The sequence below is a fragment of the Arthrobacter sp. BGA-UO-ETr-C19 genome, assembly GCF_059568005.1.
Genome location: NZ_JCAQPC010000024.1, coordinates 778,525 through 799,025, shown reverse-complemented (window position 1 = coordinate 799,025; position 20,501 = coordinate 778,525). Strand labels below are relative to the sequence as shown.

Annotated in this window: 22 protein-coding genes; 10 read left to right on the top strand and 12 right to left on the bottom strand. The window is 66.6% G+C overall.

Annotated elements, in window-relative coordinates:
• Positions 1 to 13 precede the first annotated feature (13 nt).
• The 3 genes from AC57BR_RS22645 to AC57BR_RS22635 are packed head-to-tail and all read left to right on the top strand — an operon-like array spanning position 14 to position 3,135.
• On the top strand, positions 14 to 1,297 hold the full coding sequence (locus tag AC57BR_RS22645; protein ID WP_377998069.1) for a magnesium transporter MgtE N-terminal domain-containing protein: 1,284 nt from the start codon (positions 14 to 16) through the stop codon (positions 1,295 to 1,297).
• Positions 1,278 to 1,997, top strand: coding sequence for a DUF1003 domain-containing protein (locus AC57BR_RS22640; protein ID WP_496364658.1), 720 nt, complete (start codon positions 1,278 to 1,280; stop codon positions 1,995 to 1,997). Before AC57BR_RS22645 ends, AC57BR_RS22640 begins: the two co-directional genes overlap by 20 nt.
• 10 nt (positions 1,998 to 2,007) lie before the next feature.
• On the top strand, positions 2,008 to 3,135 hold the full coding sequence (locus AC57BR_RS22635; RefSeq protein ID WP_496364656.1) for an Mrp/NBP35 family ATP-binding protein: 1,128 nt from the start codon (positions 2,008 to 2,010) through the stop codon (positions 3,133 to 3,135).
• Between the two features lie 131 nt (positions 3,136 to 3,266).
• Here the strand turns inward: AC57BR_RS22635 and AC57BR_RS22630 are convergent, their stop codons facing one another.
• From AC57BR_RS22630 to sigE, 3 genes are all read right to left on the bottom strand, one after another.
• Positions 3,267 to 3,665 (bottom strand): twin-arginine translocase TatA/TatE family subunit, encoded by a 399-nt coding sequence (locus AC57BR_RS22630; RefSeq protein ID WP_003805135.1) that lies wholly within the window; start codon positions 3,663 to 3,665, stop codon positions 3,267 to 3,269.
• Positions 3,666 to 3,755: 90 nt separating this feature from the next.
• Positions 3,756 to 4,688, bottom strand: a complete 933-nt coding sequence (locus tag AC57BR_RS22625; protein ID WP_496364653.1) for an anti-sigma factor — start codon at positions 4,686 to 4,688, stop codon at positions 3,756 to 3,758.
• 8 nt (positions 4,689 to 4,696) lie between these two features.
• On the bottom strand, positions 4,697 to 5,314 hold the full coding sequence (sigE, locus tag AC57BR_RS22620) for an RNA polymerase sigma factor SigE (RefSeq protein ID WP_003805137.1): 618 nt from the start codon (positions 5,312 to 5,314) through the stop codon (positions 4,697 to 4,699).
• Positions 5,315 to 5,632: 318 nt separating this feature from the next.
• On the opposite strand from sigE, the gene AC57BR_RS22615 reads away from it, so the two are divergent.
• A complete protein-coding gene (locus tag AC57BR_RS22615; protein ID WP_306924642.1) occupies positions 5,633 to 6,265 on the top strand; it encodes an O-methyltransferase in 633 nt (210 codons plus the stop codon).
• 93 nt (positions 6,266 to 6,358) lie between these two features.
• Here AC57BR_RS22615 and AC57BR_RS22610 read toward each other — a convergent pair whose 3' ends face one another.
• The 4 genes from AC57BR_RS22610 to AC57BR_RS22595 all read right to left on the bottom strand — a co-directional run bounded on the left by AC57BR_RS22610 (position 6,359) and on the right by AC57BR_RS22595 (position 9,447).
• A complete protein-coding gene (locus AC57BR_RS22610) occupies positions 6,359 to 6,526 on the bottom strand; it encodes a DUF3117 domain-containing protein (RefSeq protein ID WP_003805139.1) in 168 nt (55 codons plus the stop codon).
• Positions 6,527 to 6,771: 245 nt separating this feature from the next.
• Entirely contained in the window at positions 6,772 to 8,091 is a 1,320-nt protein-coding gene (locus tag AC57BR_RS22605; RefSeq protein ID WP_496364650.1) for a putative hexosyltransferase, read from the bottom strand.
• Positions 8,088 to 8,582, bottom strand: a complete 495-nt coding sequence (locus tag AC57BR_RS22600; RefSeq protein ID WP_496364648.1) for a DivIVA domain-containing protein — start codon at positions 8,580 to 8,582, stop codon at positions 8,088 to 8,090. Before AC57BR_RS22600 ends, AC57BR_RS22605 begins: the two co-directional genes overlap by 4 nt.
• A gap of 79 nt (positions 8,583 to 8,661) precedes the next feature.
• Positions 8,662 to 9,447, bottom strand: a complete 786-nt coding sequence (locus AC57BR_RS22595; protein ID WP_496364646.1) for an LOG family protein — start codon at positions 9,445 to 9,447, stop codon at positions 8,662 to 8,664.
• 106 nt (positions 9,448 to 9,553) lie between these two features.
• Between AC57BR_RS22595 and AC57BR_RS22590 the strand changes: the two genes are divergently transcribed.
• From AC57BR_RS22590 to AC57BR_RS22575, 4 genes are all read left to right on the top strand, one after another.
• Positions 9,554 to 10,309 (top strand): amino acid ABC transporter ATP-binding protein, encoded by a 756-nt coding sequence (locus AC57BR_RS22590; RefSeq protein WP_043419610.1) that lies wholly within the window; start codon positions 9,554 to 9,556, stop codon positions 10,307 to 10,309.
• A gap of 88 nt (positions 10,310 to 10,397) precedes the next feature.
• Positions 10,398 to 11,285: a glutamate ABC transporter substrate-binding protein gene (locus AC57BR_RS22585; RefSeq protein ID WP_496364644.1), complete on the top strand. Its 888-nt coding sequence runs from the start codon at positions 10,398 to 10,400 to the stop codon at positions 11,283 to 11,285.
• 99 nt (positions 11,286 to 11,384) lie between these two features.
• A complete protein-coding gene (locus AC57BR_RS22580) occupies positions 11,385 to 12,035 on the top strand; it encodes an amino acid ABC transporter permease (RefSeq protein ID WP_307104102.1) in 651 nt (216 codons plus the stop codon).
• Positions 12,032 to 12,871 (top strand): amino acid ABC transporter permease, encoded by an 840-nt coding sequence (locus AC57BR_RS22575; protein ID WP_496364642.1) that lies wholly within the window; start codon positions 12,032 to 12,034, stop codon positions 12,869 to 12,871. Before AC57BR_RS22580 ends, AC57BR_RS22575 begins: the two co-directional genes overlap by 4 nt.
• A gap of 125 nt (positions 12,872 to 12,996) precedes the next feature.
• On the opposite strand, the gene dapE is transcribed toward AC57BR_RS22575, so the two are convergent.
• Positions 12,997 to 14,121: a succinyl-diaminopimelate desuccinylase gene (gene dapE, locus AC57BR_RS22570; protein ID WP_496364640.1), complete on the bottom strand. Its 1,125-nt coding sequence runs from the start codon at positions 14,119 to 14,121 to the stop codon at positions 12,997 to 12,999.
• A 138-nt stretch (positions 14,122 to 14,259) separates the two neighbouring features.
• Here dapE and dapD point away from each other — a divergent pair, with 138 nt between their 5' ends.
• A complete protein-coding gene (gene dapD, locus AC57BR_RS22565) occupies positions 14,260 to 15,288 on the top strand; it encodes a 2,3,4,5-tetrahydropyridine-2,6-dicarboxylate N-succinyltransferase (RefSeq protein ID WP_496364638.1) in 1,029 nt (342 codons plus the stop codon).
• 78 nt (positions 15,289 to 15,366) lie between these two features.
• Positions 15,367 to 16,218 carry a hypothetical protein gene (locus AC57BR_RS22560; protein ID WP_496364636.1) on the top strand — a complete coding sequence of 284 codons (852 nt, stop codon included), beginning with the start codon at positions 15,367 to 15,369 and terminating at the stop codon, positions 16,216 to 16,218.
• A gap of 24 nt (positions 16,219 to 16,242) precedes the next feature.
• On the opposite strand, the gene AC57BR_RS22555 is transcribed toward AC57BR_RS22560, so the two are convergent.
• The 4 genes from AC57BR_RS22555 to dapC form a co-directional block, all read right to left on the bottom strand.
• Positions 16,243 to 16,854: a hypothetical protein gene (locus AC57BR_RS22555; RefSeq protein ID WP_496364634.1), complete on the bottom strand. Its 612-nt coding sequence runs from the start codon at positions 16,852 to 16,854 to the stop codon at positions 16,243 to 16,245.
• Between the two features lie 89 nt (positions 16,855 to 16,943).
• Positions 16,944 to 17,582, bottom strand: coding sequence for a TetR/AcrR family transcriptional regulator (locus tag AC57BR_RS22550; RefSeq protein WP_496364632.1), 639 nt, complete (start codon positions 17,580 to 17,582; stop codon positions 16,944 to 16,946).
• Positions 17,583 to 17,746: 164 nt separating this feature from the next.
• Positions 17,747 to 19,048 (bottom strand): citrate synthase, encoded by a 1,302-nt coding sequence (locus AC57BR_RS22545; RefSeq protein WP_314191411.1) that lies wholly within the window; start codon positions 19,046 to 19,048, stop codon positions 17,747 to 17,749.
• 308 nt (positions 19,049 to 19,356) lie between these two features.
• Positions 19,357 to 20,496 (bottom strand): succinyldiaminopimelate transaminase, encoded by a 1,140-nt coding sequence (dapC, locus tag AC57BR_RS22540; RefSeq protein WP_496364630.1) that lies wholly within the window; start codon positions 20,494 to 20,496, stop codon positions 19,357 to 19,359.
• Positions 20,497 to 20,501: the final 5 nt, after the last annotated feature.

Below are 20,501 nucleotides of genomic sequence, written 5' to 3'. Positions count from 1 at the left end.
GTAGCCTGTAGAGGTGAGCACGAATCCTACCCGCGTCTTTGTTGCGCGTCTCCTGGGACTGGACGTCTTCGATCCTCTGGGCGACCGGCTGGGACGATTGCGTGACGTCGTCGTGCTCTCCCGCGGAACCCGGGGCGCCCCGCACGTGGTGGGCATCGTCGTCGAAGTTCCCGGCAAAAAACGCGTCTTCGTCCCCATGACCCGCATCACCTCCATCGACCAGACGCAGGTCATCTGCACCGGGCTGGTCAACCTGCGGCGCTTCGAACAGCGCGGCGCCGAGACCCTGGTGGTGGCCGAAATGTTCGACCGCCGGGTCACCCTGACGGACGGCAGCGGCGACGCCACCATCGAGGACATCGCAATGGACCAGCACCGCTCAGGTGACTGGTTCGTGAGCAAGCTGTTCGTCCGGCGGGGACATTCCCTGGCGCCCCTGAGCAGGCTGCGCCGCAACGAAACGATGATCATCGACTGGGCCGACGCGCACCAGGGAGCGAAGACAGAACCGCAGGCAGCCACCCAGTTCGTGGCCAACCACGAGGACCTCAAACCCGCGGACTTCGCGGAGGCGCTGCAGGAAATGAGCGACAAGCGGCGTTTCGAAGTGGCGAGCGAACTACAGGACGAGCGGCTCGCAGACGTCCTGCAGGAGCTGCCCGAGGACGACCAGGTGGAAATCCTTTCCGCCCTCGACGTCCAGCGCGCCGCTGACGTGCTGGAGGAGATGGACCCTGACGATGCCGCCGACCTCCTCGGCGAACTCCCGACCGCCCAGGCGGAGGAACTCCTTCAGCTGATGGAGCCCGAAGGCGCCGAGGACGTCCGGCGCCTCCTCGAATACGACGAGGACACCGCCGGCGGCCTCATGACCCCTGTACCCGTGATCCTGCCGCCCGAAGCCACGGTGGCCGAGGCCCTCGCCCACGTCCGCCGCGAGGAACTCTCCCCTGCCCTCGCCTCGTCCATCTTCATCGCCCGTCCTCCGCTGGAAACCCCCACCGGCCGGTTCCTCGGCGTGGTGCACATCCAGCAGCTGCTGCGTTTCCCGCCGTTCGAGTCGCTGGGCAACCTCGTGGACAAGAACCTGGAGCCGCTCTCGGACCTGGCCCACATCAGCGAAGTCGCCCGCACGCTCGCCACGTACAACCTGAACTCGCTGCCGGTGGTCAACCAGGCCGGCCGGCTGGTGGGCGCAGTGACAGTGGACGACGTCCTGGACCATCTGCTGCCCGATGACTGGCGGGCGAACGACGGCGAGGCCCCGGTCAGGAAGCTTGGTGGCCGCATTGGCTGAGAACACGGCAAAGGGAACTCGCCCGGGCGGAAAGCCGGCAGGCCAGGGAAGCCTGGACACGCCGCTGAGCGGCCGCCAGAGAATCCTCCCCAAGTTTTCGCCGAACCCTGATGCGTTCGGCCACGCCACGGAGGGCTTCGCCCGTTTCATGGGCACGCCGCAGTTCCTGCTCTACATGACCGTGTTCTGTGTATTCTGGCTGGCCTGGAATACCTTCGCCCCCACGGCCTGGCAGTTCGACAAGGTCGAACTCGGGTTTACGCTCCTGACGCTGATGCTGTCCCTGCAGGCGTCCTATGCCGCGCCGCTGCTGCTGCTCGCGCAGAACCGCCAGGACGACCGGGACCGCGTGTCGCTGCAGCAGGACCGCCAGCGGGCGGAGCGCAACCTCTCGGACACCGAATACCTCACGCGGGAACTGGCCTCGTTGCGGATCGCGCTGCGTGAAGTCGCCACCCGTGACTACGTCCGGGCGGAGCTGCGCAGCCTGCTGGAGGACCTGCTGGAGGCGCAGGAGGAGCTCCGCACGCACGAGCCGTCGGGGCCAGGAAGCCACGAATCGCCGCGCGAACTGGTCCGGGAGAAGCTGAAGGAGAAGCGGGAGAAGCAACGCAATCCCCGCACGCAGCAGATCCCCAAGGTCAAGTCCGAAAAAACGCGGGGCCGGGCAGCCCACCGACCCTCCTCTCCCGAAAGCTGAGCACCACGGCATGAGCACCACCCTCGTTCAGGCAGTCAACGCTGCCCTGGCAACCGTCATCGACCCGGAACTCCGGCGCCCCATCACCGAGCTGGGCATGGTGGACTCCGTGCAGATCTCCGACGACGGGACCGTCCGCCTGGCGGTGCTGCTCACCATTGCCGGCTGCCCGCTGCGCGACACGATCACGAGGGACTCCGAGGCGGCGCTGCTGGGCGTTCCCGGCGTGACCGCCGTCGAGGTGGACCTGAAGGTCATGACGCAGGCGCAGCGCGACGCACTGAAGGAGCAGCTGCGCGGCCCCGGCGGCGAGCGGGGCATCCCGTTCAACCAGCCAGGATCCCTGACCAAGGTCTTTGCGGTGGCCAGCGGCAAGGGCGGGGTGGGAAAATCCTCGGTGACCGTCAACCTCGCCTGTGCCCTCGCGGCACAGGGACTGCGAGTGGGCATCGTGGATGCGGACGTGTACGGCTTCTCGGTGCCGGCCCTGATGGGGATCACCCAGGCTCCCACCCGCGTGGACGACATGATCCTCCCGCCGGTCGCCTACGGCGTGAAGGTCATTTCCATCGGCATGTTCGTCACCGGCAACCAGCCCGTGGCCTGGCGCGGACCCATGCTGCACCGGGCCCTCGAGCAGTTCCTCACCGACGTCTACTTCGGCGACCTTGACGCGCTGTTCCTTGACCTCCCGCCAGGCACCGGCGACATTGCCATCTCGGTGGCGCAGCTGCTGCCCAAGGCCGAGATCCTGGTAGTCACCACTCCCCAGGCCGCCGCGGCCGACGTCGCAGAGCGCGCCGGCGCCATCGCCACGCAGACCGGGCAGACAGTGGCCGGGGTCATCGAGAACATGTCGTTCCTGGAAATGCCCGACGGCGGCCGGATGGAACTGTTCGGCACCGGCGGCGGGGAGGTGCTCGCCGAAAGGCTCAGCGCGTCGACCGGCACGGACGTGCCGCTGCTGGGCCAGATTCCGCTGGACATTCTCCTGCGGGAAGGCGGCGACTCAGGCAATCCCATCGTCCTGGGCGGCCCGGACACGCCCGCCGCGGCGGCGCTGTCCGGCATCGCAGGCAAGCTCGCGGCCAGGCCGCGGGGACTGGCCGGGATGAAGCTGGACGTCCAGCCCCGCTGATTGAGCCTTGGGCCACGACCGCCGGGTTCCCTGGCCGGGGCCCACGCCGGCGAGGGGCCCGGCCTGAGCTTGCGAAGGCTGGGAGCCGGTGGGGACCTGCGAGGTGATGGGGCGGTTGGGGACGAAATCCGCTAGGTCGCCTCGGAGTCGAAAGGGGCCCGCTCGCCCACACCCAGGCTTTCGATGATGCGCGCCGGGCGCTCCTCGGTGTGGGAAGCTGCGGCCGATGCCGCAGCGGCTACTGCCGCCGGACCGCCGGCACTGACCGGCTTGGTGTCATCTTCGAGGAGCGCTTCCTTGATGATGCGCCGCGGATCGTACTGGCGCGGATCGTACTTCTTCCAGTCGACGTCATCGATGTCGATGCCGACTTCTTCCTTGATCTGTTCCCGCGCACCGGAGGCCATCCGACGCACTTCACGGACCAGGTTTGCCAGTTTCTGGGTGTATTCGGGCAGCCGCTGGGGGCCGATCACCAGAATGCCGATGAGCAGCAGAAGGATAAACTCCGGGCCGTTGATTCCAAACACTTTAGGAAGATTACCCTCTCCGGGGAGGCAGTGACGATTTCGGCTCCGCCAGCGCCGTCTTGGGGCATGCTGCAGGGACGGGGAAGCGTCTCAAAGCCCCAACTGGCGGGCTATTTTACGGAGGCCTCGCTCGACCCGGTCCACCACAGTCTCCTGCGCTGCGGTACTGCCGCCGGCTGCGTCCGTCCCGGCGGCAAGGCCTGGGCTGGCCGCACTTCCGGTCCCCGCGAGCATCGCCACGGCGTCGTCGGCGGAGGTGGCGGGCAGGTCCGACACGTAGGTGAAGGTGCTCCGCGGCGTCTGGTAGATCGCACTCCACGGCTGCCCCGCCTTGACCCAGACCTGGCCGTCCGCCGTCGTTCCCGGCAGGTCGGCGGCGACGTATCCGTCGCTTCCCGCCGGGTGGCCGGTCAGGGGGTTCACCGGCCAGGGCGCTGCCGGCGATCCCTGGTGCTGTTCCAGAATCCGTGCCGTGTGCTGCCCGTCCGTGAGGCGCAGTTCAACCGTGGGCTGGCCCGCCAGCACCGTTGTGCTGGCAGAAACAAGGTGGAAGCCCATGGCACGCAGTTCAGGGCAGGTCCAGCCGGAGGAACGGAGCGCGGCGAGGCGGCTGTCCGTTCCCGGGGAATGCCCGGACTGGCCATAGAGGGAGGCCGTGCCCGCGGCGTACTGCATGGGGTCGCCCGCCGCCGCATAGGCTCCGGCGGCAACGGCCCCTGCCGCCACCACGGCCACCCCGCCGGCCAGTCCCGCAAGCATCATCCGGCCGGGCCGGGAAACGGGGTCCGGCGCCATGGCCAATTGCTGGGTGCGGAGCAGGAGCCGCGCCGTCAGTTCGTCACTGGCGGCCGGGACTGCGGCAGTACGGAGTCGCTCAATGTACTGGCGCTGCCGGTGGAGCGCGCTGGCGCATTCGGCGCACGCGCGCATATGGTCCGCCGTCTGCGGGTGCCGTCCGCCGGCAAGCGGCGGAAACCCTGTCTTCGTCCTGAGCCCCTCCAGCAAGCGATGTAGCTGACGCATGTCGCCGATCAGAGAACGCCGGCGATGCGGGGCATCTTCAGCCGCGGCTTGCGCGCCTGCTGCGGGCGCGGATCCCGGTGGGCAAGCTTTTCGCGCAACATGGTCCGGCCGCGGTGGATGCGTGAACGCACCGTGCCCAGCTTCACGCCCAGGGCCTCGGCGACTTCGTCGTACGACAGTCCCTCAAGGTCGCACAGGACCACAGCGGCGCGGAAGTCCGGCGGGAGTTCCTCGAGGGCGGCCTGGACGTCGAGATCCAGGTTGTTGAGCTCGAAGCTTTGCTCGGGGCCGGGTTCCCGGCCGGGCAGCCGTGATTCGGCGTCCTCAGCGAGAGCGTCGAAGCGGATGCGGCTCTTGCGCCGCGCCTGGTCCAGGAAGAGGTTGGTGGTGATCCGGTGCAGCCAGCCATCCAGGGTTCCCGGCTTGAAGTTCTCCAGGGAACGGAAGACGCGGACAAACACCTCCTGGGTGAGGTCCTCGGCGTCGTATTTGTTACCGGTAAGCCGGTAAGCGAGCCGGTACACCTTGGCGGAGTGGTTGGTGACCACTTCTTCCCATGTGGGCATTGCCCACTCGGCAGCTTGCTCTTCAGTTGCAGGGACAGGTGCCGCAACGGATGCTGACATCGTCCACTCCCCTCGTGGATGTAATAACGCCTGACGTGCTTTACATCATTGGTTCGGCGCCGATCACCACTTGGATGAGCGGATTATTATCATGTCAAAGTTGACTGGGAATTTCCTGACTGCGGGGCCGCTCTTTGCTAAAAGCGCAACTCTTGCCCCGAATTTCATGCCCGGGCTCCGGGGATTTTCTCCGCCATTCGCCGCTCAGCGTAAGAGTATGCGCCATCACAGGCGTCCCCGCTGTCACTTGCCCCTCAGGCACCGTCCAACCAAGTACCCTGTAAGAACATGCCCCCTGCCGCCCAGAAAGCGAAATCCATGAGCGCCGATAAGTCCACGAGCTGGTCCTACGCAGAAGATCTGCCTGCCGAGGATGAGGTCCTGCTGCGCGCCCGGGAGCGTTCGTTCGAGCTTGGCGTGACACCCATCGGCCGTGGCGTTGGCGCCGTGCTGACTGTCTTGGCCGCGGCATCCAAGGCGCAGACCGCCGTCGAGATCGGTACCGGCGCCGGGGTCTCGGGCGTCTGCCTGCTCCGCGGCCTCGGCCCGCAGGCCGTGCTCACCACCATCGACGTGGACGTGGAGCACCTGAAGGCCGCGCGGGAGGCGTTCCAGGAGGCCGGCAGTCCGGCCAACCGCACCCGCACCATCTCCGGCCGTGCCGGCGATGTCCTGCCGCGGCTCACCGACGCCGCCTATGACCTCGTCTTCATCGATGGGGACAAGCCCAACTTTCCGCGCTACGTGGAGCAGGCCGTGCGCCTGCTCAAGACCGGCGGCCTGCTGATCGTCAATGACGCCCTGGACAAGGACAGGGTGTCCAATCCGGCGGCCCGCGACGCAACCACCGTTGTGCTGCGTCAAGTGGGCAGGGCCGTGCGCGACGACGACCGGCTGGCTTCCGCCATGCTCCCCACCGGTGACGGGCTGCTGGTGGCGGTCAAGAAATAGGCAGGTCCGTAAGAGGGCGGCCAGCAGCGGCCGGCCCAGGATACGAAAAAGGCAGGGCCCGCAGCCATCCGGCTGCGGGCCCTGCCATTATTCTTATTCGGTGACGCCGACGAGGCAGTCCTTGAGGTTGGCCGCTTCTGTGGCATTAAGTTCAACCACGAGCCGGCCCCCGCCTTCGAGCGGCACACGCATGATCAGGCTGCGGCCCTCCTTGGTTACTTCCATAGGGCCGTCGCCGGTGCGTGGTTTCATAGCCGCCATGAGGAATATCCCCTCCAGTAGTCCCAGGACCGAGCAGCCCGGCCGGGCTGAGTCCGCGTGGTCAAAACAAGCCGCTCTGGCGGTCCCTTCGGCAGCCGCCATGGCTGAACAATCCGAATGCTTTATGTCCTTGCTTATTACCTATTATCCTGTAATTACCCGTCTGTAGCTAATCGATGGACAATTCGTTCACGCGCGGATTCCTGCGCCCTTCTGCAGGCTGATCTGGGGAAACCCCGGCCCCGTCACGGCGGATAGTCCCCTCCGCCCGGCAGTTGCGCCCACGCCCACAGCCACACCACCCACACGATCTGCAGCAGGACGAACATGGTGATCACGGCACCGCGGTAGGCCCGGGACCGGGAGACGAGCGCGGCAGCTAGGGCCAGCGGAAACAGCGGCAGCAGCATGCGGAACGTGCTGGTCTGCGGGTGCAGGAACACCACAAGATATCCCATGTAGCACACGCACCACAGCCGGAGTTCCGTACCCAGCCGGCGTACCGGCGGCGAGGCCATGAAGAGCCCGAACACCGCCACGAAGACGAACGGTGCCACGAGCCCCAGCACAGGCCCGAACAGCAGGACGCCGGTGTCGAACCAGGGTTTGAAGGGCACGAGGTCGTCTCCGCGCCATACGGTCTCAGTCTTGGTGTAGGCGGCGATATCGCCGGTGGCCGCCCACGCGATGGCGGGCCAGGCGAGGGCGCCGGCACCGCTGACGGCGGTCAGCCCGGCGAGGGACCACAGTTCGTTCCGGCTGTGGATTGGGCGCCCCTTGGCGGCCAGCCGGTGGTTCCGTGCCTCGAGCCAGGCCTCACCGGCGCGGTACAGGAACAGGAGCCCGATAGTCGCAGCAAACGGAACGCCCGTGGGCCGGGAAAGGCACATGGCCAGAACGACGGGGATGGCCCACAGGTAGTGCCGGCGGACCACCAGCAGCAGCGCGGCGGCCAGCAGCAGGAGGTTCAGGGATTCCGCGTAGGGCACCTGGAGCACCGGCGAGACGGGGAAGGTGGAGAAAATTGCTGCGCCCCACAGCGCCGGCCAGTGGGCTGTCCGGGTGCGGAACAACTGGTAGACCACCAGCGATGCCGCCAGTCCGGCGAGCATCGCGATCAGGATGAGGGCGGCCGCGGGGCTCATGCCCGTCGCAGTGGAGAGCATCCGCCCCAGCGTTGGAAACAGCGGATAGAAGGCCCAGGTGTTCTCCTGGACATTGCCGGCTGCATCCACCGGGAGTTCGGACGGGTACCCGCCGGTCATGACGGACTCGTACCAGCGCGCGTCCCAGATGTTGATGAAGTTCCAGTAGTCGGGCTTGGCCGGGAACCAGGGGTTAAGTCCCTGGTGCAGGGCGGCCGACATGAAGATGCAGGCGCTGACCAGCCGGGCGGCCACGTAGACCGCGGCCACCTGGGCCCACCAGGGCCAGCGGACCAGACGGCCGCCGAGCCGTGCCGCGGCGGTCCGGAACGCCGTGTCCAGCCGCGTCCCATGATCCGACGACGGGGGTTCAACTGTTGCTGGCGGCACGGGGCCCGGGGACGGCATTGGAGAGCTCACGTCCGGTCCTCGGCGGCGGGCTGTTCGACCAGAGCCGGCTGTTCGACCCGTGCCGGTTGTTCGGCCAGGGCCGGTTGTTCGGCCAGGGCCGGCTGTTCGGCCCCTGCCGGTTGTTCGGCCCGTGCCGGCTGTTCGGCCAGGGCCGGCTGTTCGACGCACGCGCGAAGCTGCTCGCGGAGGCTTTTGATTTCGGCGTTCCTGGCGGCCAACTGGTCCCGCAGGTCATCCAGCACCTGGTCCACCTGGTCCATCCGGTAACCCCGCAGCCCCAGCGCAAACCGGACCTGGTCGACGTCGGCAGGCGTGGCGTGGTCGGGAAGCAGCACCGGAGGCAGCGACGCCACGGGTTCATCGAACCCGTCGTTGAAGCCGGCCCTGGCGAGAGGCGCACGGGCGCGTTTCCTCCGCAGCATGCCCGCCCCGAGGTCGGTCCCGATGAGGGCGGTGGCTCCAATCAGGACGATGGCGAGGAAAACGAGGAAGAAACTCACACCACCAATCGTGCCAGACGAAGCCCTGCCTGCCGCTTACCCGCGCAGCCGCCGCCCTGGCCGCTTACCTGGGCCGCCGCTACTCGGGCCGCTGGTCGCCGTTGGTGGAGGGCGCCCGGACGTGGCCGTGGAGGACAAGGTTCACGGCTTCCTCCGGGGAGTCCACCACCTGGATGAGGTCAAGGTCCTTCGCGGAGACCATTCCCTCAGCCACCAGGGTCCCCTTGATCCATTCGATCATGGGCCCCCAGAACGCCGCACCCAGCAGGACGATCGGGAACGAGGTCACCTTCTGCGTCTGCACGAGGACCATGGCCTCGAAGAGCTCGTCAAGGGTGCCGAGGCCGCCGGGAAGAACGATGAAGCCCTGGGCGTACTTCACGAACATGGTCTTACGCGCGAAGAAGTAGCGGAAGTTGATGCCGAGGTCCACCCATTGGTTCAGGCCCTGCTCGAAGGGCAGCTCGATGCCGAGGCCGACCGAGACGCCGTTGCCTTCCACGGCTCCCCTGTTGGCGGCTTCCATCGAGCCGGGGCCGCCGCCGGTGATGACGGCCACGCCTGCTTCGGCCAGCTTGCGGCCCACTTCGACGCCCATGTCGTAGTACACGCTGCCGGGCTTTGTGCGCGCTGAGCCGAATACGCTGACCGCCTGGCCCAGATCGGAGAGGGCGCCAAAGCCTTCGACGAACTCACTCTGGATCCGCATGACGCGCCAGGGGTCGGTATGGATGAAGTGGCCCGGGCCCTTGGTGTCGAGCAGCCGCTGATCCGACATCTCCACGGCAGCCTGCTTGCGGCGCAGCTCGAGAGGCCCTTTCCGGCGGGGCTGTACTGATTTTGACGGATCTGCGTTGATGCTCATCCCCCAAGGCTAACCTGCTGACCAGCAGGTATCTCTTGAATTACGATCAACCGGAAGTTGGAGTGATTACGGTCATAACCGGGCAATGTTCGCTAGATTCGTTCTTATGACTACTCAACTGCCAGGCGACGCACTCGTCTCCCTGAATGCCGTTAACAAGCATTACGGTCAGCTTCACGTTCTGAAGGACATCAATCTCCAGGTCCGCAAGGGCGAGGTGGTTGTGGTCATCGGCCCGTCAGGCTCGGGCAAGTCCACCCTGTGCCGGGCCATCAACCGGCTGGAAACCATCGACGACGGCGATATCGCCATCGACGGTAAGCAGCTGCCTGCGGAAGGCAAGGAGCTTGCCCGGCTCCGCGCCGACGTCGGCATGGTGTTCCAGTCCTTCAACCTGTTCGCGCACAAAACCATCCTGGAAAACGTGACCCTGGGCCCCATCAAGGTCAAGGGCGTCTCCAAGGCGGAAGCGGACAAGGAGGCCATGGCCCTGCTTGAGCGGGTGGGTGTGGGCCACCAGGCGCCCAAGCTCCCGGCTCAGCTCTCCGGCGGCCAGCAGCAGCGTGTGGCCATCGCACGCGCGCTCGCCATGAAGCCCAAGGTCATGCTGTTCGACGAGCCCACTTCGGCGCTCGATCCGGAGATGATCAATGAGGTCCTGGACGTCATGATCCAGCTGGCCAAGGAGGGCATGACCATGATCGTGGTTACCCACGAGATGGGCTTCGCCCGCAAGGCCGCCGACCGTGTGGTGTTCATGGCTGACGGACAAATCGTGGAGGACGCCACTCCCGAGGAGTTCTTCACTAATCCCCAGAGCAGCCGCGCCAAGGACTTCCTGTCCAAGCTGCTCACGCACTGACAACCGATTCAGCAGTCCCCACCAACTTCAAGACCACCCGATTTCGCACCCAGGCCGTCACCGGCGGCCGCCCAATGAAAGGAATGTCATGAAGGCATTTTTGACCCGGAGGAAATCCCTTCTGGCAGCAGCATCCGCGGCCCTCGCTCTGACCCTGAGCGCTTGCGGCGGCGGCGGCACCGGGACCGGCTCCAACCCCACCCCGGTCGAGAAGCCCAGCTTCGCTGCAGGTACCACCATGGAAAAGCTCGCCTCCGCCGGCAAGGTGACCATCGGAACCAAGTTCGACCAGCCGCTGTTCGGCCAGAAGGGCCTGGACGGCAAGCCGGTCGGTTTCGACGTCGAAATCGGCAAGCTGCTCGCCGCCAAGCTGGGCATCCCCGCGGACAAGATCGAATGGGTCGAGACTGTATCGGCCAACCGCGAGCAGTTCATCAAGCAGGGCAAGGTGGACCTGATCGTGGCCACCTACACCATCAACGACAAGCGCAAGACTGAGGTCGCCTTCGCCGGCCCGTACTACGAAGCGGGCCAGGCGCTGATGGTGAACAAGGACAACACGTCCATCACCAAGCCTGAGGACGTCAAGGGCAAGAACGTCTGCTCTGTCACCGGGTCCACCCCGGCCTCCACCATCGTGGAAAAGTACGGCGCAGTCCTGGTGCCGGCCTCCACCTACTCGGCCTGCCTCGAACCGCTCCGCAACAAGCAGGTTGAAGCGGTGACCACTGACAACGTCATCCTTGCAGGCTTCGTTAACAAGGAGCCTGATGCGTTCAAGCTGGCATCCGACGAGACCTTCACCAAGGAGCCTTACGGCATCGGCGTGAAGAAGGACGACACCGAGTTCCGCAACTGGATCAACGACCAGCTGGAAAGCTTCGGCAAGGACGGCTCCTACAAGAAGGCCTGGGAAGATACGGCCGGCGCGGTCATTAAGACGGCACCGGAACTTCCGGCCATCGACCGCTACTAGAACGATCGTGGCGGTTACCGGCGGCTGTGCCACAGCCTGCTGCCGGTAACCGCCGCTTCCGTTTTCCGCACATTCTTCTGAACGCAGCTAAAGGATCCTATGGACGTCATCATTGAAAGCCTCCCCCAATACTGGGACGGCTTTCTCAGAACCCTGTTCCTGGCCGCCGTTTCCGGCATCATCGCTTTGGTTGTGGGCACCCTGCTGGCCGCCGCCCGGGTCTCCCCCGTTGCCGCCCTCCGGGGCTTCAGCATGGCCTATGTGGAGGTGGTGCGTAACACCCCGCTGACCATCGCGTTCTTTTTCGCGGCGGTGGTCCTGCCCCGGCTCGGTGTGACCTTCCAGCAGTTCGAAATCGCGGCGATCATCGCCCTCAGCGCCTACACGTCCGCTTTTATCGCCGAGGCGGTCCGCTCCGGCGTCAACAGCGTTCCCGTCGGCCAGGCTGAGGCAGCCCGCAGCATCGGCATGAAATTTGGCCAGGTTCTGTCGCTGATCATCCTGCCGCAGGCCCTGCGGACCGTGGTTCCGCCCCTGATCAACATCCTCATCGCGCTCGTCAAGAACTCCTCCGTGGCCGGCGCCTTCTTCGTGCTGGAGCTGTTCGGCTACGGCAAGCAGCTGGCTAACGACCATGGCGACGCCGTCATGTGGGTGTTGGTGGGCGTTGCCTTCTTCTATCTCCTGATCACCGTGCCGCTGGGCTACCTTGCCCACCAGGTCGAACGAAAGGTGGCGATCGCCCGATGACTTCGGTTCTCTACGACGTTCCGGGGCCCAAGGCCCGCCGTGTCTCGCTGATCGGCTCCGTGATCGGGGTCGTGCTGATCGCCGCCCTGCTGGCCTGGGCCATCATGACCCTCGCCCAGCAGGGGATCTTCCAGGCGCAGCGCTGGGCTATCTTCGGCCAGGCTGATGTCTGGACACTCCTCGCCAACGGCATCGGTGCGACGCTCAGCGCGGCGGCCATCGCGGCGGTCATTGCCTTTCCGCTGGGACTTCTGCTGTGCCTGATGCGCATCTCCGATGTGGCCTGGATCCGGGTTCCCACCAGGATCGTGCTCGAGTTCCTGCGCGGCATGCCCGTGGTCCTGATGATGCTGTTCGTGCTGCTGGTCTTTGCCACCAGCTCGTTCATCGCCGTGGTGGCCGGCCTGGTGCTCTACAACGCCGCGATCTTCGCGGAGATCATCCGGGCGGGCATCCAGTCCCTCCCCCGCGGGCAGCGCGAAGCAGGTTTGGCGATCGGCCTGACCAGCTTCCAGTCCCGGCTGAGCGTCGAGCTGCCGCAGGCGGTCCGCCGCATGCTGCCGTCCCTGGTGGCGCAGCTGGTGGTCCTGCTGAAGGACACCTCGCTGGGCTACATCGTGGCCTACGGCGAGCTGCTGCGCGCGGTGCAGGTGATGGCCGACTTCCTGGGCCCGCAGTTCCTGTTCCCGGTCTTCTTCGTGGCAGCGGCCATCTACATCGCCATCAACCTGGCAGTGTCCCGGCTGGCCATCTGGATCGAGCGGCACGGGTCCAAGAAGGCCGCCGGCGGAGTGGCGAAGGCCCCCACCGCCGGTGTCTCCACCATCGTGAAATAAACGGCAGTCATTTACAGCGAAGGGTCCGCAGCCATCCGGCTGCGGACCCTTCGTCTTTGGTGCGTGTTTGAACTGCCGGTGCCTGGACGTCCGAGGCTCGGGACAGCATGCTCAGGACATATTGCTCAGGACAGCCACGTCTGCAGTGCCCGAAGGCAGGTACGGATGGCTTCGGCCTCCACGTGCTCGTTGTCCTTGTGCGCCAGGAGCGCGTCCCCGGGCCCGAAGTTCACCGCCGGGATGCCCAGTTCGCTGAAGCGGGCGACGTCGGTCCAGCCGTATTTGGGTTTCGGCTCGCCGCCCACTGCGGCAACGAAGGACGCGGCAGCAGGGTGGTTCAGTCCGGGCCGTGCGCCGGCGGCGCTGTCTGTGCGGACCACGTCAAACCCGTCCAGCAGCACGCGCACGTGCTCTTCGGCCTGGTCGGGGGTCTTGTCCGGGGCGAAACGGTAGTTGATCTCCACGACGCAGCGGTCCGGGATGACGTTACCCGCGGTGCCGCCGTGGATCTTCACCGCATTCAGGCTTTCACGGTAGTCCAGGCCGTCCACGGTGACGGTCTGCGGGCTGTACGCCGCCAGCCGCTCCAGGATGGGCGCGGCGGCGTGGATCGCGTTGCGGCCCATCCAGGCCCGGGCCGAGTGTGCAGCCTCGCCGGAGGTGGTGGCGTGGAACCGCATGGTGCCGTTGCAGCCGCCCTCCACGGTGCCGTCGGTCGGTTCGAGGAGGATGGCAAAGTCACCGCCGAGGAGCCCGCCGTGGTTCAGCACCAGCCGGCCCAGCCCGCTCTTGACGGCCTCCACCTCCTCATGGTCGTAAAACACAAAGGTGACGTCCTTGTTCGGTTCCGCCCCGCCATCGAACATGGAAGCCGCCAGTGCAAGCTGGACGGCAACGCCGCCCTTCATGTCCGTGGCCCCGCGGCCGTACAGGACGCCCTCGCCCGGGACGCCGGACGGCCAGGTGGACGGCACCGTTCCCAGCGAGTCTTCCGTGACGGGCAACGGCACCGTGTCCAGGTGGCCAGCCAGGATCACCCGCTCGCTCCGGCCGAGGTTGGTCCGGGCGATCATGGAGTCGCCGTCGCGTACCAGTTCGAGGCCTGGCAGCTGGCGGAGTGCCGACTCGACGGCGTCGGCCAGCTCGCGCTCGTTCCCGGAGACGCTGTTGATGTCGATCAGCGCGGAGGTCAGCAGTGCCACATCCTGGCGCAGGTCAAGGGTTACGGGGGCTGTTTCGGCAATCACCATCCCACTGTATCCCGCGCCTGCCCGTCCCAACTGGGTGGCAGCTCAGGGCGTTCCCAGCGCTGGGAACGCCCCGAAATGCGACTCAGATACGCGCGGACCGGTTTCGGTGCGTGCACCTCGTCTCGATAGACTTGGCGCATGACTGAAACCGCTTCTTCCGCCGTGCCCGCTGCCCAGACACTGTCCGACGAAACCCGTTCGGCCTATGGATTCGGCGTAGCCACCATCGCCACGCGGAACGGCGAAGCCACCGTGCTGGATGCCTGGTTCCCGGCCCCCGCCCTCGGTGTGGCCGCCGAAAGCCTCCGCGCCGTGGAAAACGCCGACGAAACCCTGACGGACATCGCGGCCACCGGCACTGACGCCGACCGCGGCACCGAGCAGAAGGTGGTGTTCGTCCAGATCAACCTGGACGAAGCCCCGGCCGACACCGCCGACGCCTACCTGCGCCTGCACCTCCTCTCGCACCGCCTGGTCCAGCCCAACAGCATCAACCTTGACGGTATCTTCGGCAAGCTCCCGAACGTCGTCTGGACCAACTTCGGCCCGTGCGCCGTGGACGGGTTCGAACTGACCCGCGCCAAGCTGCGCAAGCGCGGCGCCGTCACCGTCTACGGTGTGGACAAGTTCCCGCGCATGGTGGACTACGTCGTCCCGGCGGGCGTCCGCATTGCCGACGCCGACCGCGTGCGCCTGGGTGCCCACCTCGCCGAGGGCACCACCGTCATGCACGAGGGCTTCGTGAACTTCAACGCCGGCACGCTGGGGACCTCCATGGTTGAGGGCCGTATTTCCGCCGGCGTGGTGGCCGGCGACGGCACCGACGTCGGCGGCGGCGCCTCGATTATGGGCACCCTCTCCGGCGGCGGCAAGGAGAAGGTATCCCTGGGCCAGCGCGTCCTGCTGGGCGCCAACTCCGGCGTCGGCATCAGCATCGGAGACGACTCCGTGGTGGAGGCCGGCCTGTACGTCACGGCAGGCACCCGGGTCCGCGTTGCCGGTCCCAAGGATGCCGACGGCGAGGACACCAGCAAGATCGTTAAGGCCGTCGAGCTGTCCGGGGTGCCGAACCTGCTCTTCCGCCGCAACTCCACCACCGGTGAAGTTGAAGTCCTGCCCCGCCGGGGCCAGACCGTGGAACTGAACGACGCCCTGCACGCCAACTGACCGCACGCCAACTGACCGTGAGGACATAGCCGGCACGCCACCCAGAAGGGCGTGCCGGCAGATTGCTGGAGTAACCACGTGACACGCAGACGCAGGCTGCGCGGGGCTGCCATCACCGGCCTCTCCCTCGTTCTGGTCGCGGGCGGCATCTACACCGCGGCCGCTTTGCTGCAGCGCTCCGAACAGCTGATCACAGAGGAATGTACCGCCGCCGCCGGCTCACAGCGGGCCGACCTGGCCACCGACCAGGCTGCGAACGCGGCGCTGATCACGGCTGTCTCGGTGCGCCGCGGGCTCCCGCCGCGGGCAGCCAGCATTGCCCTGGCCACCGCCATGCAGGAGTCCAAGCTTCGGAACATCGGCCACGGCGACCTTGCCGGACCGGACTCCAGGGGGCTCTTCCAGCAACGCCCGTCACAGGGCTGGGGCACCCAGGATCAGGTCATGGACCCGATCTATGCCACGAACGCCTTCTACGATGCCCTCGTGAAGGTGCCCGGCTATGCCACGCTGGACATTACCGACGCCGCCCAGCGGGTCCAGCGCTCCGCCTACCCGGCGGCATACGCCGAACACGAGGCGATGGGACGGTCTTTCGCCTCGGCGCTGACCGGCGAGTCCCCGGCTGCCCTGAACTGCACGCTCCGCTCGCCGGACACTGCCGGCGACCCCGCCGCCCTGCTCATGGAGCTGGAAGCCTCCTACGGAAGCATCCCCACGACGGCGACCGGCCAGGCGCTGGAGGTCGATGTCACCGACAGCTTTGCCTGGTCCGTGGCCCACTGGGCAGTGGCAAACGCCAAAGAGTACTCGGTGGAGCGCGTGGACGTGGACGGAAAGCGCTGGGACAGGAAGGCCCGCAACGGGTGGCAGGATGCACCTGACGCCGGCGGCCGCGTGGTCATCACGCTTGCTGCCAACGCGTCCTGAATCTGACCCCCTGGACCCCAAGCTCTAGACGAGGATCTCCACAACCGGCTGCACATAGCTGCGGAACACCTCAGGTTGGGACAGCAGCTCATGGCTCATGATGATCTTGTCCGGCTCCAGGTACCACGCCCGCTGCTCATCCAGGGGCAGCTCGATGATCGTCAGCGCAAAGTCCCGTGAGTCCCGGCCCACCTCCAGGAGCCGGTCCTCCACGATGTCCTCGAGCAGGTGCGCGGAGCCCCCGGCCACCCGTTCGGCCTCCAGTTCGGCGTACTCCGCCCGCCGCTCCCTGGCCCAGGTCAGGGCTGCCCCGAAGTGCGCCTGCAGGACCTTGCGCAGCGCCGGCGAGTTGGCGAAGGACCGGAACCCCGGGGGCGACAGTTCAGGGGACATCTGCGGGTGGGCCTTGAGGAGCTGCTCCCACCAGGCTTCCCACTCCGTTTTCAGGGCGCTTTTGCCGCCCACTTCGGCGGTGAGATGGGCGTGGTCCACATGGCGGACCTTCGGTGCGGCATGCGAAAGCGCCGGAAAGCCCGCGCCGTCGAGCCCGGCAACATCACGTATATAAAGGGCAATGAGCATGGGCCCCGACGTGTCCATAGTGATTCGCCAGCCTGGACCGCCTGTGTGCTGCATGCGTATGCCTCCTTGGCATCTTGTTTTCCACCCCGTTGTGCCGGCAACCCGTTCTCCGGCTTTCAGTCTATTCCCCCAGCCCGGGGAGGTTAATGGCTGGCGCTGACCCTCCTGCGAAGCCCTTCCATGTGGGTTTCGAGCACGTCACGGCACATTTCCGGGGACATCCAGCCCGGCTGCAGCAGGGCGTGCATGGCCAGTCCGTCCAGGGTCGCGAGCAGGTGTTCGGCCGCCGTCACCAGCTGCGGCCCGGCACCGGCCCCGGTGGCATCGTCCTCGGCCAGGAGCCGGGTGATCACCTGGCCGACGACGGCGGCCACGGCCCGGTGGCTCCTGTCCGCCTCGGCGGACAGGAAGGGCCGGATCCTCGCCGCGTTCCTGAAGGCCAGCCAGGCACACGCGTCCTGGGCGCGTTCTTCGTCGAGGGGCAGGAATTCGCCCAGGAGTGTTAATACCGCCCGGTTCGTGTCCGGTCCATCGGCTGCGCGCCCGAGCCCGGCAAGCGCTTTGTTGAGGCGGGTCAGGAGCCTGTCCGAAACCGCCGCAAATGAGTAGGCCAGCAGGTCATCGCTGCTGTCGAAGTAGTGCCGCACGGACCCCACCGCGAGGCCGGCCTCGTCTGCCACTTCCCGCAGGGACGCGCGTTCCAGGCCGTCCGTGGCGATGATCCTGCACACGGCTCCAACGATCTCCTGCCGGCGCTGCGCGGCGTCCACGATTTTCGGCACTCTTGTTTTTAGCACGGGTGTGCCCCGAAACCGCGGTGGCGCGCAGCCGCCCAATTCGCAGCCTTAAACGCCGACGGCGGCCGCCCACCGGAAGGTGGGCGGCCGCCGTCGTGACTCCGCTGAATGGGACCGAACCGGGCGTGCGGGGTTTGGCCAGTGGGGATCTAGCGGGCGGGGTACTGCCGCTCGGGCTCTCCTGTGTAGAGCTGCCGCGGACGGCCGATCTTGGTGTTGGGATCGTTGATCATTTCGCGCCACTGGGCAATCCAGCCCGGCAGGCGGCCGATGGCGAACAGCACAGTGAACATCTTCTCCGGGAAGCCCATGGCCTTGTAGATCAGGCCGGTGTAGAAGTCCACGTTCGGGTACAGCTTGCGCTGGATGAAGTAGTCGTCGCCGAGGGCCTTCTCCTCCAGCCGCATGGCGATGTCCAGGAGCTCGTCGTGGCCACCGAGCTTGCTGAGGACCTCGTGTGCGGTGGCCTTGATGATCTTGGCGCGCGGGTCGTAGTTCTTGTAGACCCGGTGGCCGAAGCCCATGAGGCGGACGCCGTCCTCCTTGTTCTTGACCTTCTCCATGTAGTCCTCGGGCTTGACGCCGTCGGCCTGGATCTGGCGGAGCATCTTCAGGACAGCCTCGTTGGCGCCGCCGTGGGCAGGGCCGAACAGGGCGTTGATGCCTGCGGATACCGACGCGAAGAGGTTGGCGTTGGAGGAGCCCACCAGGCGCACCGTGGACGTGGAGCAGTTCTGCTCATGGTCCGCGTGCAGGATGAGGAGCAGGTCCAGGGCCTTGACCACTACCGGGTCGAGCTCGTACTGCTCGGCCGGCAGGCCGAAGCTCAGGCGCAGGAAGTTCTCCACGAGGTTCATGGAGTTGTCCGGGTACAGCATCGGCTGCCCGATCGACTTCTTGTGCGCGTAGGCCGCAATGACCGGCAGCTTCGCCATGAGGCGAATGGTGGAGACCTCCACCTGCTCGTCATTGAACGGGTCCAGGGAGTCCTGGTAGAACGTGGACAGCGCGGACACGGCCGAGGACAGCACGGGCATCGGGTGCGCGTCGCGGGGGAAGCCGCCGAAGAAGCCCTTGAGCTCCTCGTGCAGCAGGGTGTGGCGGCGGATCTTCTGGTCGAAGTCCTCCAGCTCGGTGGGCGTCGGGAGGTTGCCGTAGATCAGCAGGTACGAGACTTCGAGGAAGCTGGAGTGCTGGGCCAGCTGCTCGATCGGGTAGCCGCGGTACCGCAGGATGCCTGCGTCGCCGTCGATGTAGGTGATGGCCGACGTCGTGGCGGCCGTGTTCATGAAGCCGGGGTCAAAGGCAACGGCGCCGGTCTGCTTCAGTAGCTTGGAAACGTCGTAGCCTTCGTTTCCCTCAACAACCTTGATGCGCGGGAGCTCGAGCTCGCCGCCTGCGTGGCGCAGGATCGCACTGGTGGTCTCAGTTGCGCTGGTGGTCTCAGTCATGGAGTCCCCTTCATGAGGCCTCTTGGCCTCCCTAGAAAGCTTGATCCAACATCAGGTGAGCCGCGCGGCATCCCGCACGGCGGGACATCCAACGGCCGTGCTGCCTTCTTGTAGAAAGCCACCATTGATAGTCAGTTAAAAACTACCGCCACTTGCAGGTTGCCACTAATCCGGGAAGGCCAAATTATCCCCAAAACAGGCCCGTTGTGGTGCGAGTCACACCATTGTTACGGCGTCCGGAGCGTCAAAAGTCACCCCTCGGGGACTGAGCGCACCTGACGAAGCCGGCGTAACGACAGGGATCCCGCCTAGGCCAGGCGGTCCACCGCGGCATCGATCCGTTCATCGGTTCCGGTGAGGGCCACGCGCACATAGCCGTGCCCGGCGTCGCCGTAGAACACGCCCGGACCCACCACGATCCCCCGCTCCGCGAGGCGTGCCACTGTGTCCCAGGTGGCTTCGCCCGCGGTGCACCACAAATATAGGCCGGCAGCCGATTCGTGCAGCGTCAGTCCGAAGGACTCGAGCGCCGGCAGGAGCCGCTCCCGCCGTCCGCGGTACAGGTCCTTCTGGGCGAGGACGTGCGCGTCGTCGCCCAGGGCCACCCGCATGGCTTCCTGCACCGGGTACGGCACGATCATGCCGGCATGCTTGCGGCTGTTAACGAGGTTGGCCATCAGTGCCGCATCCCCGGCGACGAAGGCCGCCCGGTAACCGGCCAGGTTGGACTGCTTGCTCAGCGAGTACACGGCGAGGAGCCCGTCGTGGGACGCACCGGCGACGCGCGGATCGAGGATGCTCGGAACCGCCTGGCCGCCGCGCTGCAGGTCCCAATCCCCCCAGCCAAGCTCGGCATAGCACTCGTCGGAAGCCACCAGCGCGCCGATTTCGCGGGCCTGGTCCACAATCTTCTTCAAGGATGCGGCATCCCGGACGCTGCCGGTGGGGTTGCCCGGGGAGTTGACCCAGACCAGGCGGACCCTCGCCCGGGTGGCCGCGTCGAGTTCGTCGAGGTCATCAGCCGCCACCGGCGTAGCCCCGGCGAACGTAGCCCCGATGTCGTAGGTGGGGTAGGCGACGGTAGGCCGGACGACGACGTCGCCCGGCTTGAGGCCCAGCAGGAACGGCAGCCACGCCACAAGTTCCTTGGAACCCACGGTCGGCATAACGGCGCGGGGATCGAGCCCTTCCACGCCGCGGCGGCGGGCGAACCACCCGGCGATGGCCTCCCGGAGCGCGGGCGTGCCGTGGACGGTGGGGTAACCGGGCGCGTCCGCGGCCGCCTTAAGGGCGTCCTGGATGACCGGCGGCGTCGGGTCCACGGGCGTGCCGATGGACAGGTTTACCGCACCGCCGGGGTGTTCAGCCGCTTTGGCGAGGTAAGGCGCCATCGCTTCCCACGGGTAGTCGGGCAGGCTAAGGCCGAAACTGCGCACAGCTGTAGTCACGAAGG

What these genes read in the sequence shown, in the direction of transcription:
- AC57BR_RS22555 (WP_496364634.1), bottom strand. Translation starts at nt 16,854, where the DNA reads ATGCAGCACACAGGCGGTCCAGGCTGGCGAATCACTATGGACACGTCG.
- AC57BR_RS22635 (WP_496364656.1), top strand. Translation starts at nt 2,008, where the DNA reads ATGAGCACCACCCTCGTTCAGGCAGTCAACGCTGCCCTGGCAACCGTC.
- AC57BR_RS22595 (WP_496364646.1), bottom strand. Translation starts at nt 9,447, where the DNA reads ATGAGCATCAACGCAGATCCGTCAAAATCAGTACAGCCCCGCCGGAAA.
- AC57BR_RS22575 (WP_496364642.1), top strand. Translation starts at nt 12,032, where the DNA reads ATGACTTCGGTTCTCTACGACGTTCCGGGGCCCAAGGCCCGCCGTGTC.
- dapD (WP_496364638.1), top strand. Translation starts at nt 14,260, where the DNA reads ATGACTGAAACCGCTTCTTCCGCCGTGCCCGCTGCCCAGACACTGTCC.
- AC57BR_RS22585 (WP_496364644.1), top strand. Translation starts at nt 10,398, where the DNA reads ATGAAGGCATTTTTGACCCGGAGGAAATCCCTTCTGGCAGCAGCATCC.
- AC57BR_RS22615 (WP_306924642.1), top strand. Translation starts at nt 5,633, where the DNA reads ATGAGCGCCGATAAGTCCACGAGCTGGTCCTACGCAGAAGATCTGCCT.
- AC57BR_RS22625 (WP_496364653.1), bottom strand. Translation starts at nt 4,688, where the DNA reads ATGCGTCAGCTACATCGCTTGCTGGAGGGGCTCAGGACGAAGACAGGG.
- AC57BR_RS22545 (WP_314191411.1), bottom strand. Translation starts at nt 19,048, where the DNA reads ATGACTGAGACCACCAGCGCAACTGAGACCACCAGTGCGATCCTGCGC.
- AC57BR_RS22590 (WP_043419610.1), top strand. Translation starts at nt 9,554, where the DNA reads ATGACTACTCAACTGCCAGGCGACGCACTCGTCTCCCTGAATGCCGTT.
- AC57BR_RS22610 (WP_003805139.1), bottom strand. Translation starts at nt 6,526, where the DNA reads ATGGCGGCTATGAAACCACGCACCGGCGACGGCCCTATGGAAGTAACC.
- AC57BR_RS22580 (WP_307104102.1), top strand. Translation starts at nt 11,385, where the DNA reads ATGGACGTCATCATTGAAAGCCTCCCCCAATACTGGGACGGCTTTCTC.
- sigE (WP_003805137.1), bottom strand. Translation starts at nt 5,314, where the DNA reads ATGTCAGCATCCGTTGCGGCACCTGTCCCTGCAACTGAAGAGCAAGCT.
- dapE (WP_496364640.1), bottom strand. Translation starts at nt 14,121, where the DNA reads ATGGTGATTGCCGAAACAGCCCCCGTAACCCTTGACCTGCGCCAGGAT.